Genomic DNA, 17,202 nt, shown 5'->3' with positions numbered 1-17,202 from the left:
TACCTAATTTGATGTTGAATCATTTGCAACTTGCTGTTGCTCCGTACTCACCTCAGCGCGCCTAAACGCTTGTTTTACCTGTTCAATATGAGCCATGGCCTCAACCATTTCCAGCTCTGCTTCCAAATACGCGTCGTCGCCTGCAAGTCCCCCTTTTGCCATCACCAAAACCGTTGCAGGATGCACCACCAAATCTTTGCTATGATAGCACACCGGATCGGGTAACTCAGGCAACTTGCCATCGCCATGATAGTCTTGCTCCAGTGTTGCAAGAGACATCTCTGCCAAAGACGCTCTAAGCGTCAATACCATATCCAGATAAGACCGGCACTGTGGATAAGCCAGTTTAAAGGCATCCAGGACCACATCACTTTGCTGTATCAGGTCATCTGCACGCGCCTGGATCACCCCTGCATCACGCTGGATACGAATGTCTGTCAGTAACTCGCTGGCTAACAGCGCATACGGTTCAATGCCACTGCCCTGCTGATCAGATGTCGCAGCCTGGGCATTAGCCGCCTGCCCTGATGGCTCCGTGCACCCGAATAGAGATAAGCAAACGAGTGCCGCTGCACATTCCTTACGCATAGTATTTCCCCCGTTCTCACAAAAAAGCCGCGATACAATCGCGGCTTCCGTTAGCTAGTTGGCTAATTATGGCATGGCATCCAGATCGGCGCCTTCTTTTTCCACTTCAACCGGGATCAGGTCTTCCTTACTCACGCCCATCGCAACCGCTACTGAACTGGCGACATAGACTGATGAGTAAGTACCGATGAATACACCGAATAACAAGGCCGTTGCAAACCCATGGATGGTCTGGCCACCCCAGACAAACAAGGCAACCAATACCAGAATGGTTGTGATTGATGTCACTAATGTCCGGTTCAGTGTTTGCGTCAACGAGATATCAATAATCTCCAACGTGTCATCGATACGGACCTTACGGAAGTTTTCGCGGATCCGGTCCGATACAACGATAGTATCGTTCAGTGAGTAACCTATCACGGCAAGGATCGCGGCCAGGATCGTCAGGTCGAATTCCAGTCCCAGCAATGAGAACAAGCCCATGGTCAGGATCACATCGTGGAACAAAGCGGCAACTGCGCCCACCGCGAAACGCCATTCGAAACGAAACGCGACATAGATAAGGATACACAACAGTGCAGTCAGCATTGCCAGACCGCCCTGCTCTTTGAGGTCCTCACCCACACTCGGGCCAACGAACTCGATACGGCGCATTTCAACATTGCTGTCGACCTGCTTCAGCGCATCAACCAGCTGGTTACCCAGGATTTCAGCTTTCACATCATCCCGCGGGGCCAAACGTACCAGCACGTCCTGACTTGAACCAAACAGCGTGACCGATGCATCCGGGAAGCCATTCTCTGCCAGCGTACTACGTACTTTTGGTAAGTCAGCAGGCTGCGAAAAGCCCACTTCTACTGCCGTACCACCAGTGAAATCCAGACCCATGTTCATGCCTTTGAACGTCAGGCTAAAAATAGATGCCAGGATCAGTAGCGCAGAAAATGCCATTGACACTTTACGTGCCGACATAAAACGGATGGTATCTTTAATTCTTAATAACTGCATGTCCGTCTCCTAGATTGAAAGCGAGTTAATTCGCTTGCCACCGATGACCGCATTGATCACCGCACGAGTACCGACGATAGCTGTAAACATCGACGTTAAGATACCAATAGCCAGTGTCACTGCGAAACCTGCGATCGGACCCGTCCCCACTGAGAACAGGATCACCGCAGCAATCAGCGTGGTGATGTTGGCGTCGAAAATGGTGCTGAAGGCGCTGTCATAACCATGATGAACAGCTTGCTGAGGACTACGTCCTTCACCCAGCTCTTCACGAATACGCTCGAAAATCAGTACATTAGCATCAACTGCCATACCGACAGTTAGTACAATACCGGCAATACCAGGTAACGTCAGCGTGGCCCCTGGGATCATCGACATAACGCCCACAATCATGACCAGGTTGGCAGCCAACGCCAGGTTCGCAACCAGACCAAAGCCTTTGTAGTACATCAGCATAAATGCCAGTACAAACGCAAAGCCCAGCACAACCGCAGTCATACCAGCCTGGATGTTTTCCTGACCTAAGCTAGGACCCACCGTACGCTCTTCAACAATTTGGATCGGTGCAACCAGTGCCCCAGCTCGCAGCAACAGGCTCAGGTTATGGGCTTCTGCCGGCGTGTTAATACCAGTGATTTGGAAAGAACTGTTCAAACGCGCCTGGATAGTTGCCACATTGATGACTTCTTCCACTTTGATTGGCGGCAGCGCTTTACCATTTTTGTCGACTTTACCTGACGGCTTGTATTCAATGAAAACAGTTGCCATCGGTTTACCAATCGCGCGTTTGGTAAAGGCACTCATTTTCGCACCACCTTTGCTATCCAGGTTGATGCTTACTTTAGGGCGTTGATACTCATCAAGACCAGACTGTGCGCCAGTGATGTGCGACCCTTCCAGTACCACCCGCTTTTTCACAACAACAGGATAACCGGCCTGGTGCATGATCACTTCAGAACCCGGAGGCACACGACCCTGCGCCGCCGCTCGGGCATCGGCATTTTGGTCAACTTCACGGAATTCCAGCGTTGCAGTCGCGCCTAAGATTTCTTTTGCACGCGCGGTGTCCTGCACACCTGGCAGCTGAACGATAATACGTTCCGCACCTTGGCGTTGTACGTTCGGCTCAGCCACGCCCAGCTGGTTGATCCGGTTACGAATGATGGTTTCGTTTTGTTTGATGGCGTAGTCACGCAGTTCTTTGATTTTAGGCTCGCTCAGCGTTGAGAAAAACGCCAGGCCGTTGCTGCTGTCATTGATAAACAGATTGCCCGGGTAACGTTTTTTAAGAAAACGCTCAGCCGCATCTCTGTCTTCATCAGAACGCATGACCACCTGAATACGGTCACTGTTGGCTACACGACGAATAGAGCGATAACGTAGTTTTTCTTCTCTTAGATCGCTCTTATAATCCTGTTCCATCTGTTCGAATGCTTTGTCCATGGCCGTTGCCATGTCCACTTCCATCGTAAAATGAACACCACCGCTCAGGTCCAGACCCAGCTTCATTGGGTTTGCACCTAAATTCTTTAACCAGTCAGGCTGTGCAGGCGACATGTTAATGGCGGAGATATAATCGTCACTCAGGGTATTACGCAGCAGATCCTGCGCCTTTAGCTGATCTTCAACATTGGTGAAACGGATCAACACCTGGCCATTTTCAAGGGCAGTCGATTTGACGGTGAGGCTATTGTCTTTAAGTGTTTTATTTACCTGGTCGAGCACACTGAGATCGGCATTGGTACCTTTAGTACCAGAAACCTGTATGGCCGGGTCACGGCCATACAGGTTTGGTGTAGCGTATAAAATACCTACGGCCAATACAGCGAGCACAAGTAAATATTTCCACATTGGATACTTGTTTAACACTGGATCATCCTTATTGCTAGTTTATAGCGACTTCATTGTGCCTTTTGGTAGCACAGCTGATACCGCTGATTTTTGTACCGTTACTTCCGCCTGATCATTCAGGGCAATAACGATAAAATCTTTGTCTTCTGCAACCTTAGAGATTTTACCAACCAGGCCACCCTGAGTTAGTACTTCATCACCTTTGGTCAGCGCCCCCATCAGATCTTTATGCTCTTTTACACGCTTCGCTTGCGGGCGGTAGATCAGGAAATAAAATACCAGACCAAAAATACCCAGCATGATCAACATGCTCCACTCGCCACCGGCTGGTGCTGCGGCTGCCGTACTGGCATGCGCGCTAGACATAAATAAGCTCATAGCTCTTCCTCATTTAATTTTTATTGCAAACTGTTATTCGGTGTCAGCCAACGGCGGAACCGGCCTGTCACGTCGGGCATAGAAATCGGCCACAAACTGTTCAAACGTACCGGCCGCAATGGCCTCACGCATCCCTTCCATCAGGCGCTGATAATAACGCAGGTTATGGATAGTATTAAGACGCGCACCTAAGATTTCGTTACACTTATCCAGATGATGCAAATAAGCACGTGAGTAATTTTTACACGTGTGGCAATCACACTCAGGATCCAATGGACCTGTGTCTGTTTTATGTACCGCGTTACGGATTTTAATCACACCACCAGTAATAAAGAGGTGGCCATTTCGCGCGTTACGGGTTGGCATCACACAGTCAAACATGTCAATACCGCGGCGTACCGCTTCAACCAAATCTTCTGGCTTGCCCACGCCCATCAGGTAACGCGGTTTTTGTTCTGGCATCTTGTAAGCACAGTGATCGAGAATATTGATCATGTCTTCTTTTGGCTCACCCACTGACAAACCACCCAGCGCATAGCCATCAAAACCAATATCTTCCAATCCTGCCTGAGACTCAGCACGTAGCTCCGGGTACATGCCACCCTGGATGATACCGAACAGAGCGGATGGATTATCGCCATGCGCTTCTTTCGAGCGTTTAGCCCAGCGTAATGACAACTCCATGGAGTCGCGCGCTTCTTTTTCCGTCGCAGGATAAGGCGTACATTCATCAAAGATCATTACAATGTCAGAGCCCAGATCACGCTGAACTTCCATCGCTTTTTCCGGAGACAGCATGATCCGCTCACCGTTGACCGGAGACTGGAACAATACGCCTTCTTCACTGATCTTACGCATAGCCCCTAAGCTGAATACCTGGAAACCGCCCGAATCAGTTAAGATTGGCTTATCCCAGTTCATAAAATCATGCAGATCACCATGTTGTTTGATGATCTCGGTGCCCGGACGTAACATCAAATGAAAGGTGTTACCCAGGCAGATGTGTGCACCCGTGTCTTTTAGCTCGTCTGGCGTCATACCTTTAACGGTACCGTAGGTCCCCACGGGCATAAATGCCGGTGTTTCAACGACACCACGATCGAAGATCAAGCGGCCACGACGCGCTTTACCCTGTGTACAATCTAATTCAAATTTCATACTTACCTCTGGTCGGAAAAACAGTCCAACTTACTCTTAGCCAGATGCGATACCTGGCTATACTGAAAACCGTCCGATTCTACCATAGTGGCAATAATATTGGGGCTAAATTAGCACTTTAAAGCGCCGGGCCACAGAATTCAGGGGTTAAAACAGAAAAACCCAGCCTTAATGCTGGGTTTTTATCATTTACGCCTTGTCCTGCCTGGTCAGGAACATCGCATCACCGTAACTAAAGAAACGATATTGCTCGGCAATCGCCGTCTCATAGGCATGCATGATATGCGACTGCCCCGAAAAGGCACTCACCAGCATGATCAAGGTAGACTCAGGCAGATGAAAATTGGTCACCATGGCGTCAACCAGCTGGAACTGATAGCCCGGGTAAATGAAGATATCGGTGTCGCCATAAAAGGGCTTCAGCTCATCCGGATGCGCTTTGGCTGCTGACTCCAGTGAACGCACCGAGGTCGTGCCAATCGCAATAACCCGACCGCCACGCTGACGTGCAGCGGCAATGGCATCAACGACTTCCTGAGGTACCTCAATATACTCAGAGTGCATTTGGTGGTCATTCACATCATCCACACGCACAGGCTGGAAAGTCCCCGCCCCAACGTGCAGCGTCACAAACGCCATCTCAACGCCCTTGTCTTTTAACTGGGCCATCAGCGCATCGTCAAAATGCAGACCTGCGGTCGGCGCTGCAACGGCGCCCGGCTTCTCACCGTACACCGTCTGATAGCGCTCTTTGTCTTCTTCTTCGTCCGGACGGTCAATATAAGGAGGCAGCGGCATGTGGCCAATCTCGTCCAGAATCGATAACACCGATGCATCGCCGTGGAACTTCAGCTCAAATAACTCGCCGTGACGGGCAACCATAGTGGCTTTGGCCTTACCTTCCAGCAGTATCTCTGCGCCTTCTTTGGGCGATTTGCTGGCTCGCACGTGTGCCAACACACTGTGCTCATCCAATACGCGCTCAACCAATACTTCCAGTTTACCACCCGTGGCTTTTTGGCCGAACATACGCGCCGGGATCACTTTGGTATTATTGAAAATAATGAGATCTTCCGGATTGATCAAATCGACAATGTCCTTGAACACTTTGTGCTGTAAATCACCAGTGTTGCCATCCAGTGTCAACAAACGACTACTGGAGCGTTCTTTTTTAGGGTGGCGAGCGATCAGCTCATCAGGGAGTTCAAAACTAAAGTCAGCAACGCGCATAGAAGACCTCAAATTAATGCAAATAGGCGCCAAGTCTAGTGATCCGCCTACGCTAAATCAAGTGTTGAGGTAAAACTATGTAACGCTTGTCAGTATAGAAAAATAGCTTTAATCTAGGCGCTATTGTACGAAATTTCGCAGCTAAAACGTGCCGCATTGTGTCCCTCTCAGTTCCGGGTACATATCAGGTGCGCAGAGCGAGCCATATCACTGACTGAAAGGGCAAAAACTTGTTTACTTATTTCATGGGTTTAAGGCAGTAACACCATGGCAAAGCAACTCACACTATTGCTGGTTAATGCAGATCAACAAGAGCGCCAGCTGATCGTCAAAACCTTGTCCTCGCTCAATGTCTTTCGCATCGTTGAGCACAGTGATACACAAGCGGCATTGGGCGTATTAAAGCAACAAGCCGTAGATTTGATCATTACCGGGCTGAATGTCGGAAAAATTGATGGCTGGCGATTTTCTCGTATGGTGCGCTCAGGACTATTAAAAACGCCAAAGAATACCCCGATTGTACTGACGCCTCCCACCTATTGTGAGCGTATTGCCGAAACCACAGCTCGCAGTTACAGCATAGATGCGGTATTGCCTCTGGAGCGTCAGGATGTACTGCCTCAGGTACTGGCAAATGTTTTATCTACACATCTGGAAAAAAGCAGTCGCTTAAACCTGTTGTTACTCGAGCCGGATCAAACACGTGCCGATGAGATCTGTCAGCACTTGTCCCTGAACTTTACAACCACCCACGTCACCACCACCAATGGGGCGATGTCACAGTTTTTACAAAATGAGTTTGCCATTGTCTTGCTGGATGCCACAGCAACACACAGTGACTCAGGTAAGGAGCTGGTTGCCAATATTTTGCAGCACAAACCCAGTCAGGCCATTGTAACCATCATAGACAACCGTGATGCCGACTATGCCGAGCAACTGCTCTTGCTGGGCGTTACCGATTTTGTCCGGGCACCTTATGATCTGTCTTTACTCAGCAAAGTATGCGACCACGCAGCCCGTCGTGAAGACTTTATGGTGAGTTACGCCGAATTTGCCGAAAAAGTTGAGCAGCTGAGTCGCAGTGAGCGACGGTACAAAGACTTGTTCTCGGCACACCAGCGCATTTTGCTGCATCTCAATACGGTGGTGATGGAACTGGACACTGCGGGCGTGATCCGCTTTTTAAATCCGGCCTGGGAGCAGCTGGTGGGTCACAAACTCAAGGCCAGCATGCATACCAGTATGTTCGACTACGTACTGACAGAGCACCGGGAAAAACTGGCGACCGTCCTGACCAAGGTCCAGCAAGGCGAGCAACAATCGGCGCTGCTTGAACTACAGGTGATGCAAAGTAACCTCTGCCCAATCTGGGTTGAATGTCGTTTTCAGCTGATAAAAAACGTCACCAGCACTGCCACCATTACAGCAACCATAGACAATATTCACGAGCGCAAGCAGGCTGAACTTCAGTTACGCCACCTTGCCTTACACGACACCCTGACGGGACTGCATAACCGCTACTACTTCGATCAGCAATTAAACCAATTCTGTGAACAGGCTAAGCAAGACGCACAGCTTGAACATGCGTTGATCTATATTGATCTGGACCACTTTAAGATCATCAATGACAGTAAAGGGCACCAGCAAGGTGACATTGTGCTCAAAGAGGTTGCGCAACTGTTTGGTGAGCACATTGCAGATGAGCACCTGATCTTCCGCATTGGGGGTGACGAGTTTGCGATTTTACTGAAACATACTCCCCTGCTGGATGCACATATGCTGGCTGAGAGTGTCTGCAGTGCCATTGAGCATCACCAGTTTCATTCAGAAGAAGCCAGTTATACCATTAGTTGCTCAATTGGTTTAGCACAGATCACACACCAGAACAGTGATCCCAGTGAGTGCCTTAAGCAGGCCGACATCGCGCTGTATATTGCGAAAAACTTAGGCCGTAACCTGGTTCACTGCTACAGCAAAGAAGATGCGCAAAACAGCACCTTGCAAACCGGCCTAGAATGGGGACACAATGTTCGTCAGGCGCTGCAAAATAACCACATTGAACTGCACTACCAGCCAATTTGGGATTTTAAACGCAATCAAGTGGCCTATTTTGAGGCTTTATTAAGACTGCGTATAGACGACAACCTGGTCTACCCAAACCAGTTTATCCCGGCACTGGAGTTGCTAAACGATACCTATCTGATGGATCAGTGCGTGATCCGCGAGTGCATTCGCGCCATTGCCAGACATCCTGAATTACATCAGGTCTCCGTCAATTTATCCGCGCAATCTTTCCTCGATGAACGCCTGTTACCCCATATTCAGTCTTGCCTGGCGGAGTTTCAGGTCGCGGCCAGTGCAATCATTTTTGAGATCACTGAGTCAGCCAGTATCAACAACCTCAGCGCCACACAGGCGATGATTGCCAAGCTCAATGAGCTCGGCTGCCACTTCTCTATTGATGATTTCGGTACCGGATTCAGTACCTTTAGCTACTTAAAACAGCTGCCAGCTCAACATGTTAAGATTGACGGCTCGTTTGTGCGCGATATGCTCAATGACCCCATAGATCTGGCACTGGTAAAAGCCGTGAATGACATCAGCCACTCGCTGGATAAACGCTCAGTGGCTGAATATGTAGAGAGTAAAGAGATCTTTGATGCTCTCAAGGAGATAGGCATTGATTATGGTCAGGGCTACTACATTTCGCGCCCATTGCCCGTCGAGCAGCTCACTGCCGTGCTGCAAACTATTTTATCTGAGAAAACAGCCTGCTAGTCTTTTTGTGCAGGGTTTGACGCTATGTTCTAAATTGGTACGACAGTTTTAGGTCGGTGTCTAATCAACAATTCAACAAAAAAGCCCCGGCGGGTTCCTGGGGCTTTGAGCTCTTACAAATTGAGCTAAAATTCGACTCTAATACCTAACTTTTTCTCACAACCCTCAATGATAGGTTGTAAGGTTTTTATAAAGCCAATAAGCTCTGTAGATGGCCGTGGAGGCCCAGATTGTAAGATCAGTTCCATGTTACCCATAGCCTGATCTACCTTTTCAGAAAATGCCTGTAATTCCTTATTAAATGAACTTAACTCCTGAGGAGAAAGTTTATCAACAGCACCATTAGCAACACATTCGATGAATTTTAAATATTTACTTTCGCTTTCTGCATCGTATATATCTGCATAAATAACCACAGGCAAGTTTTCTGCAATACTTTCAGCAGTAACCATATTATCACTCCTTGCATAATTAGAAAAAAGCACTAAAAGAAATACAAATATGTGTCGTATCTTCATTTTCGGTTTTCCCCATTAATTGCTTTTTCATATGATTTTTCAAATACTCCCAACAGTGCTAAATCAACTGGTTTAGCTGTTTTTACCGGTAAAGGTTTTTCACTACCATTTATTTCACTCAAGATTTCAGTACTGCATAAACCCATTCTCTTAAGAAGGTAAAGGTATACCCAGAGTCCTTCTACTACAGCCAAAAATTGAACTCCAATCCCCTTGTATAAAAGGTTGAATATATCTTCTTCATTCTTTTGGCTTTGTAGCGTTTCAAAGAAAGTTGACCCTTCGAGGTAGGTAGCAGCTGAATAAAGCTGTTTCTTTCCATCAGGCCCTTCCTCCCAACCAACGGAAGAAAACCCGAGGCATCCCTCTTCGTCATCCACAAGAGTTCTATCATAGTACTCATTTGCCAATTCATTATGCTCGGTAAATAAGTTTGACATTACTTTGGAAAAAAGTGGTGACCATAGATAAAAACCAACTTCTTCTAGGTCATTCCAGCTTTCTTCTAACATTACTATCTCCCAGGTAAAACCCGGAATTAGCTCTTTTTTAAGTCTGTTCTTTTTTCTATCTGAATATGCAAAACCTGCTTCTAAAGCACTTGCTAAAAAATCAGCCACCTGTCAACTCCAGTATTGCGTTAGTAAATTGCATACCTTCATTAATCCCAATATTAAATCCGGTCCTAAAAATTTTAAGTGACACCCACCAGTAAATTCACACACCAATTGTGGACAATTTCAAAGTCGAAATGCAAGGCTATTGAATGCCAGGCTTCCAATAGTGAAACTTGTAAGTTTAAGTATGAAATGCTGGTAAATAATCAGATTCGGACAATACGAGAACATACCCAAGCCTGAACCTGGATAAATTGAAATGCTACTAAAATAAAAGTGTTAACCCAGTAACCGCTCGCACTGAGTCAAATTGGCGCGTCGCCTTTTGCGAAGATGCTCACAGTAATCGGTCATCGCTTGCTTTCGCCCCACAGCACCATGAAAGACCTTTGTAAACTGCGTAGTCAGTTTGAGCCAGTTGTCTGGCTCTATTTGCAATCGTGTCAGCAATGGTTGGCTATCGCTGATGTAACCTCGCTTATCTGCACGCATGCATCGGCCTGTTAACTCAACCAGTTGAATATAATAAGCCAGCTCAAACGGTAGTCCTTTGGGCATGTGCTTTCTTGGATTACCTGCAAAACGCAGTAAGCTCTTGGGTTGCTTGCCTTGCTGTGCATGCTCAATACGCTTTTTAATGCTGGTGTAGTCTGACGTTTCCGGTGTCTCTCCCATTTTGGCTCTGACTGGGTTCAGGTCAACATAAGCCAGGCACGCTGCCAATGCCGCTTCATCCAGCAAGGCTTGTGACTTAAATCGCCCTTCCCAAAACCGGCCTGTACAACCATCTTCTTTATTGGCCTTGCGGGCAATGTCTTCATTCAACACCCGCATGAACCAGCTGATACTCGCTAGGCGGATTCTAAATTCAGCAATATCAGCTGCCAGCATACTGTACTCGGATGCACTCAACTCATCTCCATTAATGAATTTGTGCGTCAGCCAGTTGCCTTTAAACAGTTTATGCCAGCGAAGTACGATTGCTCTATCTGATATCCTTTGTGCTTTCTTATCATCTACATACAGTACAATATGCGTGTGGTTACTCATCACCGCGTAGCCACACACATCAATGCAAAACACCTTAGTAAGGGTCAGCAATTTTTCCTCAACCCAGTCTCGCCGATGTTCATAAGACTTGCCCGTTACGCGGTCTTCGCCGCACAGAAATGCCCGGCGAACACACCGGGATATACAGTGATAGTATTTGGTATCCGATAGGCTGACCTGCTTTTTCCTTGCAGTTGGCATAATTTGTCATCCTCAATCCATTGAGTATCACCTAAAGGTAGACGGCGTAGCTTCCCCATGCCAGTTTAGGGCGGGTGTCCATTCAACCCCATAGTGGTGCACTTCAATCTAGAACATAGGGTCCATTCAACCTCGTCGTTTTAGGTGGCTGTCCATGTAACTACCTGGGGCTTTAGATTGGGTGTCTTTTATATTTGGTCTGTTGTGCATGCCAGCGCTGATTTCCACTGCACACCGCGCTGGCGTGATTGCACAGAAAAAAGGCGCTCACTGAGCGCCAATTTTGAATGGGTGTCACCTTAACTCCCAATGGGAGTTAACAAAATATGCTATCAACCAAGGCAGCTGTCCTTGTTACTCTGTATATAGCTTTCTAAAAGCGCGAGATCTCTCTTTATAAACCCTTTTAGTCCATACGTTTTTCTTAGTTCATCTCTTTGTACTTCAATATCATCCAGCGTAACCCTTTCACCATTAGATAACTTAAACATAAACCCAAAGTACACGCCTTGGTTCTTGGCAAGTGCTTCAAAAAAGTTCTCGTCAGGAATTAGTGGTTCTGGATAATTAAAGCTATTTAGTGAAGCAACATACTGTTCAACTAACTCATCTTTTTTTCCTATAAAGCTTTCTATGAAAGCTCTAAAGAATTTTTCATCAAAGACTTGCTCAATAGGCAGCACTCTACCATCTCGCAAAACTCGATAATTCAATGGGTGCTGTATTGTTAAACAATAATCCTCAGCCATATCAAAGCCACTAACATTCCCCCATACCTTTGCAAGGTAACGATCATAAATACCGTACTGAACTTGAGGTACATCTCCAACTTTATGATTAGATATAATTATCCCTATCGAGTATCGTTCATCGATACCATAAAAATATATAAGGGAACTATCAACCGACGGACCTTTTTTAAACTCGTAACTTTCAACAATTTTTCTCAGTTCTGTTTTTTTCATAACATCAATCTTGATCTTGGTAATAAATCCTAAAGAGCTCGACATTTGTTTTTCCTATTTCACCTTGGGGTAAAAGTGTTGGTGATGGAGTCCTTGTTACCATTGCGCCTTTTGTTTGAATGATCTTATCATTTCGTATCTGCCTTGATATAAGTCTAGAATTATTTAACTTTACTTCCATGAACGACACTAACTCCTCAGTCCTTCCATCGAAAAGTGTTAAATCAGGATATCTAATGCTTCCATCAACTTTTAGCGTTACGCCCTTAACGAGTACGATGTAACCTTTCTCCCTCAAAATAGACGCTACATACTCTTCAGCAGACTCTCCAGCAGCTTTATTTACACCGACTAGACTTTTGAATTTTCCCTCTTGGTATTGCTCATAGAGCTCAAGAATTTCATCTGGAATCGGATGACTTTCGTCCATTTGTGCTTCTTTGCTAAACGGATATTTACTATCATTAACGAAGTGGTTCAACGTGAACTGAAACGCAGCCGTCGTCGCGCCATTCCCAAATTTTCCACCTGTAATGTGTGAAACGGTACCTCCAATCACAGCCGAGGCAATTGTACCTGCTGCTAAGTTACTCGGAACAAGTCGACCTATTTGTGCGCCTTTTGTAATCCCTGCACTCCAGAAACCATGGCCGAAATTGCCGCCCTGTAACTCTGCCATGATACCACCGGCAAGAGCATGACTACCTAAGTGACCAATACCGCCTGTTTTCAGGAAGCCACTTGAAGCACCAAATGCCTGGCCAATTCCATAAAATGCAGCGCCAGACAAAGCCCCCATAACTGCCCCTTTGGCACTGCCTGTTGCAACATACCCTGCAAGGGCTCCGCCTGTAGCCGCTATTGTTGCTGCTGCTCCATAAGCTTCGAATGCTGTGAATAGATCTACACCATACCCTGTAACCGCTAATATGCCTATCGCCGCTATCGTCCGCCAGTTCTTCTTAATAAACTTCCCAAGCTTCTTAAACAAATACCCACTCGGATCCGTATATGACAGCGGATTATTCAACACATAAGAGTAAGCGTTATAGTTCTGCAAATTCGTCGGCGCTTGCACAAATGGATCCGCCTGCATAAATCGACCCGTATCTGCATCGTAGATCCGACCATTCATATGAATGATGCGGTTGTCCCCCCCAAAGGTGACCGGTTCGTGGCCGGTGTAGCTTCGCATATTGGCCGGCAGCTCATGAAGCAACAAACCGGTTTCTTCTGCCCAATAACTCCTCATTTGCAGAGACACCCACCAATAAAGTTGTCAACTGCAAGCCAATCTTGAATGGGTGTCTCTGCAAATCTATATTCCAAAATTACTTAAGCGATTTCACAATCTGAAGAAACCCTCCTAGTACACAGAAGCTAACAGCCGCCATTTCAATACAAACCAGCAGAAGCCATCACGATGCAACAGCGCGAGCCATCAATTTCGGCAGCACAGCCATCTGGTGGGACTGGCCGCAAATGCATCCTCCGCTGGTCAGTTGTGCATGCTAGTACTTGTTTCCACTGCACACGGCGCTGGCGTCATTGCACAGAAAAAAGGCGCTCACTGAGCGCCAATTTTGAGTGCCTGTATTTAGTTTCTACTTTAACTTAGTACTAACGGTGTAGGGCAAACTATTGCTATAGATACAATCGGCTAGTTTGTAATCTTTCATACTGCTACAAATTTTAACTCCTAGCTCATATACACCCGGCTCAAGAGGTTCTCCACCTTTACCTCCAACAATACTGAATTTATTCTGAGTAATGTCCTTTTTATCAATCAAGTGCATAACACCATAATTCGATGCTAGCCCATCTTTTGGTGCATAACACATACGATTTAAGAAAGATGAATGACGAAAGACAGTCCCGGCTTCATTTTTCAAGAATACGTTTATACCCTTGGGAGCAGACATACAAAAGTTGATATCCTTAAGATAATAAGTGTTTTCCCTTCCCCGATTAAACAAAGTAACTAACAAATCAGAACCTACGTAGCTTATATTTAGTTCAAGGTCTTCACGTGCTACCGCAGAGCCCAAATTAAATAAGAAAATAAAAATCAATAAAAGCCTCATTTTTTCCACCTTATATTATTATCTCTAGCTCTCCAGTAGTCACTTTCACTCAGAGCACTACCGTGAAAGTTCATCTGTTTGCGGACATTATCCAATGCACGGCCTGATAACCCCGTAATATGTTTGTTGTCTAACTCCCATTGATAGGACGCAACTTCCGATTGCCGAGCATTGTAATTAGAGTTAATAAAACCATCACTGAGTCTATGTCCTAGATGAACATACTCATGACCAACTGTTGAAATTAAAGTAGAAACACTGTGAAATGCATCTCGACCTAAAGTAAGACTTAGGTCTCTGTTTACTTCTCCAAATTCTCCAGCTCTAGAATTCATATCAATCATTAACCCGGAATACTCACCTAGACTTTTGCCAAGGTAATTTGCTGCTATGTGCGCAGCTCCCTCATACTCACCTGCATCAATCATACTTCTTATAGCGTCTCGGACTTCCTGAGGCACACCCGGACCATCGTGCTGATCTCCGTTACCGAGATATTTATTCACTAACCCTTTCTTTTGGAGCCGAGCTTCAACACCCCAATCCGCCCTCATCGCCGCAGCAAAAGCTGCACTGAATGCACCATTGGCAAACTTGCCGCCAGTGACTTTCGAAACGGTGCCACCGACTATAGCACCAATCACGACCTGACCTATTGGATTTCTGATCCCTCTGCCAATGTTTCCAGCAGCAGCACCCAGTCCAGCTGCAAAGAACCCGTGACCAAAGTTACCGCCCATCAATTTAGAAGAAACGCCTCCAATCGCAGCACTTGCAAGTATTGCTTCGACACTTCCTCCTCCGGGCATTGCCGCAGCTGTCAAGCCAGCGGTTAGTCCTTTATTTAAACTTCCCGTAGTTGCAAAGGTAGAGCCCGCACTATATGCCGCAGTTGCCGCAGCGGCACACCAACCCTGACAGCCTGGAATAAAGTTGAGACCTACGGTGACTATGGTGTTTAGCCAAGGGACTTGACCAATAGCACGGAGCATTTGCCACGTTCCCGTCGCCTTCATAGCTCCCTTAAAAAGCTTTTTAAACAAATACCCACTCGGATCCGTATAAGACAAAGGATTATTCAACACATAAGAATAAGCGTTATAGTTCTGAAGATTCGAAGGTGCCTGAACAAACGGATCCGCCTGCATAAACCTACCCGTATCTGCATCGTAGATCCGACCATTCATATGAATGATGCGGCTGTCCCCACCCAGTGAGACTGGCTCATGGCCGGTATAGCCGCGCAGGTTCGGTGGTACGGAGTTAAATACAGATAAGGTCAGGTGTAATGCAACATGCCCGCTATTGCGCTCCTGGAATGTAAAGGCCGATGTCGACTGTTTACCAAATACGTCATAGCTGAATCGTTTGAGCAGTTTATAGTACGCATTGGTTACCGCGACAATGGAACCCTGGTGATCTGTAAACAGCCACTGTAGCTTACTGGTACCTGAGCTGTAATAGATTTGCATTGCGTCATTGCCAATGTAGCGTTTAACGTAATGCTCATCTGTACTGTTGTCGACACTTAGCTCCAGCGCACCAACATAGTACACCGTTTGATGCTTATCCGTGCGTTTATAACGACGGTTGTGCGCATCGTAGGCAAATTGCACCGTCTCTGAATTGCCCGTCACTTCGCTGACTTTGTTTCTCGTCGTGTATTTCAGCGTCCGATAATCACGCGTATCCACAATCAGCCCTTCTGCTGTTTGCATCTGCGTCTGATTGCCGTTGGCATCATATTTAAAACGCTCGTAAACCGTGACCTTTCTGGGTTGTGTGAAACCACCAGCAAACGCGCTGGTTTCAGTCGCAGTGTGTACAGATGTGTTTGCTGAGCCACCGAATACACTGAAATTACTCGACGAGTACACCTGTGCTCCGCCACCAAAGGGGTTGTCTATCGGGCCACCAATACCGTCTTGCGAAACGGTTTTCTGATATTCCCGGGTCGTCAGGGCATGTTTCGCAATACCAATGCCACCATAGTGGTGTGTCCACTCTTTATTGCCATCAAGCTTGGTTGACAGGTTACCGCTGGCCGAATAACTGAAGTGCGGGCTACCATTGATATGTGTTATCCGATTAAGCTTGTCATAGCCAAAACGCTCTGTGTCCCGGTTCGTTAACGTCCGCTTGGTCAGATTGCCCAGGCCATCAAATTCATAATGCTCGTTTTGTACATAGCTGTAGTTGCCTTGTGTACTGATGCTCGCAATCATGCCATTGCTGGCATAGCCCAGTTTTACCGCGATATGCCCTTTCTCATAGCTGCTAACCTGTCCTCGTGCTGTAAGTCCGGTCAGGTTGTAATACACCTCACCATGTGTCCCTTCTCGCGCCTCCTGACGAGACTTAAGCTGGCCATATTGATAGTGGTTGCGTATACCTCTGGCTTCATAGTATCGCCCTGCCCCAGAGCGACGATAATCATCAAGCTGAATACTAACCCGACCATATTCGTCAAACGCCGTTTGCTGAATAACACACAAGCTGGTTATTGGGTTTATGAGCGGGTTGTTCGGCTCTGTTCTAAGCCTCAGGTCATTCGCCCGGGTATTGAATGTGACATGCTCATCACAGCGAGTGGTGCCCGATCGCGTATCTTGCAAAGACACCCACCAGTAAAGTTGTCAACTGCAAGCCAATCTTGAATGAGTGTCTCTGCAAATCTTTAGAGCAACAAATTTACTGCGGACTGGACCAAACATCAGGCATGGCAACACGGGTAACATAACGAACGAGATAACGATAATTCGCTATCTCGCAGGCC

Annotated in this window: 14 protein-coding genes; 1 reads left to right on the top strand and 13 read right to left on the bottom strand. The window is 46.8% G+C overall.

Annotation, left to right across the window (positions count from 1 at the left end; genetic code table 11):
- Positions 1-3 precede the first annotated feature (3 nt).
- The 6 genes from AT705_RS14760 to queA all read right to left on the bottom strand — a co-directional run bounded on the left by AT705_RS14760 (position 4) and on the right by queA (position 6,213).
- Positions 4-588 carry a hypothetical protein gene (locus AT705_RS14760; protein WP_058797150.1) on the bottom strand — a complete coding sequence of 195 codons (585 nt, stop codon included), beginning with the start codon at positions 586-588 and terminating at the stop codon, positions 4-6.
- Positions 589-654: 66 nt separating this feature from the next.
- Complete coding sequence (secF, locus tag AT705_RS14755; RefSeq protein ID WP_058797149.1) at positions 655-1,596, bottom strand: protein translocase subunit SecF; 942 nt, start codon at positions 1,594-1,596, stop codon at positions 655-657.
- Between the two features lie 9 nt (positions 1,597-1,605).
- Entirely contained in the window at positions 1,606-3,465 is a 1,860-nt protein-coding gene (gene secD / locus AT705_RS14750) for a protein translocase subunit SecD (RefSeq protein ID WP_049865614.1), read from the bottom strand.
- Between the two features lie 21 nt (positions 3,466-3,486).
- A complete protein-coding gene (gene yajC / locus AT705_RS14745) occupies positions 3,487-3,825 on the bottom strand; it encodes a preprotein translocase subunit YajC (protein WP_010383276.1) in 339 nt (112 codons plus the stop codon).
- A 33-nt stretch (positions 3,826-3,858) separates the two neighbouring features.
- The gene (gene tgt, locus AT705_RS14740) at positions 3,859-4,983 is read right to left on the bottom strand and encodes a tRNA guanosine(34) transglycosylase Tgt (RefSeq protein WP_058797148.1); all 1,125 of its coding nucleotides are present in this window, start codon (positions 4,981-4,983) and stop codon (positions 3,859-3,861) included.
- 189 nt (positions 4,984-5,172) lie between these two features.
- Positions 5,173-6,213, bottom strand: a complete 1,041-nt coding sequence (gene queA, locus AT705_RS14735) for a tRNA preQ1(34) S-adenosylmethionine ribosyltransferase-isomerase QueA (RefSeq protein ID WP_058797147.1) — start codon at positions 6,211-6,213, stop codon at positions 5,173-5,175.
- 267 nt (positions 6,214-6,480) lie between these two features.
- Here queA and AT705_RS14730 point away from each other — a divergent pair, with 267 nt between their 5' ends.
- Positions 6,481-8,991, top strand: a complete 2,511-nt coding sequence (locus tag AT705_RS14730; RefSeq protein WP_058797146.1) for a GGDEF/EAL domain-containing response regulator — start codon at positions 6,481-6,483, stop codon at positions 8,989-8,991.
- A gap of 125 nt (positions 8,992-9,116) precedes the next feature.
- Here the strand turns inward: AT705_RS14730 and AT705_RS14725 are convergent, their stop codons facing one another.
- The 7 genes from AT705_RS14725 to AT705_RS14695 form a co-directional block, all read right to left on the bottom strand.
- On the bottom strand, positions 9,117-9,443 hold the full coding sequence (locus tag AT705_RS14725; protein ID WP_058797145.1) for a hypothetical protein: 327 nt from the start codon (positions 9,441-9,443) through the stop codon (positions 9,117-9,119).
- Between the two features lie 62 nt (positions 9,444-9,505).
- Positions 9,506-10,129, bottom strand: a complete 624-nt coding sequence (locus tag AT705_RS14720; protein WP_058797144.1) for a hypothetical protein — start codon at positions 10,127-10,129, stop codon at positions 9,506-9,508.
- A 276-nt stretch (positions 10,130-10,405) separates the two neighbouring features.
- The gene (locus AT705_RS14715) at positions 10,406-11,377 is read right to left on the bottom strand and encodes a hypothetical protein (protein WP_058797143.1); all 972 of its coding nucleotides are present in this window, start codon (positions 11,375-11,377) and stop codon (positions 10,406-10,408) included.
- Positions 11,378-11,709: 332 nt separating this feature from the next.
- Positions 11,710-12,342: a hypothetical protein gene (locus tag AT705_RS14710; protein ID WP_237113740.1), complete on the bottom strand. Its 633-nt coding sequence runs from the start codon at positions 12,340-12,342 to the stop codon at positions 11,710-11,712.
- 4 nt (positions 12,343-12,346) lie between these two features.
- On the bottom strand, positions 12,347-13,594 hold the full coding sequence (locus tag AT705_RS14705) for an RHS repeat protein (protein WP_058797141.1): 1,248 nt from the start codon (positions 13,592-13,594) through the stop codon (positions 12,347-12,349).
- A gap of 352 nt (positions 13,595-13,946) precedes the next feature.
- Positions 13,947-14,426 (bottom strand): hypothetical protein, encoded by a 480-nt coding sequence (locus AT705_RS14700; protein WP_058797140.1) that lies wholly within the window; start codon positions 14,424-14,426, stop codon positions 13,947-13,949.
- The gene (locus tag AT705_RS14695) at positions 14,423-17,041 is read right to left on the bottom strand and encodes an RHS repeat domain-containing protein (protein WP_058797139.1); all 2,619 of its coding nucleotides are present in this window, start codon (positions 17,039-17,041) and stop codon (positions 14,423-14,425) included. The genes AT705_RS14700 and AT705_RS14695 overlap by 4 nt, the downstream gene beginning before the upstream one ends.
- Positions 17,042-17,202 lie beyond the last annotated feature (161 nt).

It is taken from the genome of Pseudoalteromonas rubra, from assembly GCF_001482385.1.
Lineage (GTDB): Bacteria > Pseudomonadota > Gammaproteobacteria > Enterobacterales > Alteromonadaceae > Pseudoalteromonas > Pseudoalteromonas ardens.
Note: the sequence above shows the minus strand (reverse complement) of the source record. Positions and strands in the feature narration are given on the sequence as shown.

Bases quoted from the DNA above. Each gene is read 5' to 3' on its own strand.
- AT705_RS14710 (WP_237113740.1), bottom strand. From the start codon at position 12,342: ATGAAAAAAACAGAACTGAGAAAAATTGTTGAAAGTTACGAGTTTAAA.
- tgt (WP_058797148.1), bottom strand. From the start codon at position 4,983: ATGAAATTTGAATTAGATTGTACACAGGGTAAAGCGCGTCGTGGCCGC.
- AT705_RS14715 (WP_058797143.1), bottom strand. From the start codon at position 11,377: ATGCCAACTGCAAGGAAAAAGCAGGTCAGCCTATCGGATACCAAATAC.
- AT705_RS14700 (WP_058797140.1), bottom strand. From the start codon at position 14,426: ATGAGGCTTTTATTGATTTTTATTTTCTTATTTAATTTGGGCTCTGCG.
- AT705_RS14725 (WP_058797145.1), bottom strand. From the start codon at position 9,443: ATGGTTACTGCTGAAAGTATTGCAGAAAACTTGCCTGTGGTTATTTAT.
- secF (WP_058797149.1), bottom strand. From the start codon at position 1,596: ATGCAGTTATTAAGAATTAAAGATACCATCCGTTTTATGTCGGCACGT.
- AT705_RS14705 (WP_058797141.1), bottom strand. From the start codon at position 13,594: ATGAGGAGTTATTGGGCAGAAGAAACCGGTTTGTTGCTTCATGAGCTG.
- AT705_RS14760 (WP_058797150.1), bottom strand. From the start codon at position 588: ATGCGTAAGGAATGTGCAGCGGCACTCGTTTGCTTATCTCTATTCGGG.
- queA (WP_058797147.1), bottom strand. From the start codon at position 6,213: ATGCGCGTTGCTGACTTTAGTTTTGAACTCCCTGATGAGCTGATCGCT.
- AT705_RS14730 (WP_058797146.1), top strand. From the start codon at position 6,481: ATGGCAAAGCAACTCACACTATTGCTGGTTAATGCAGATCAACAAGAG.
- yajC (WP_010383276.1), bottom strand. From the start codon at position 3,825: ATGAGCTTATTTATGTCTAGCGCGCATGCCAGTACGGCAGCCGCAGCA.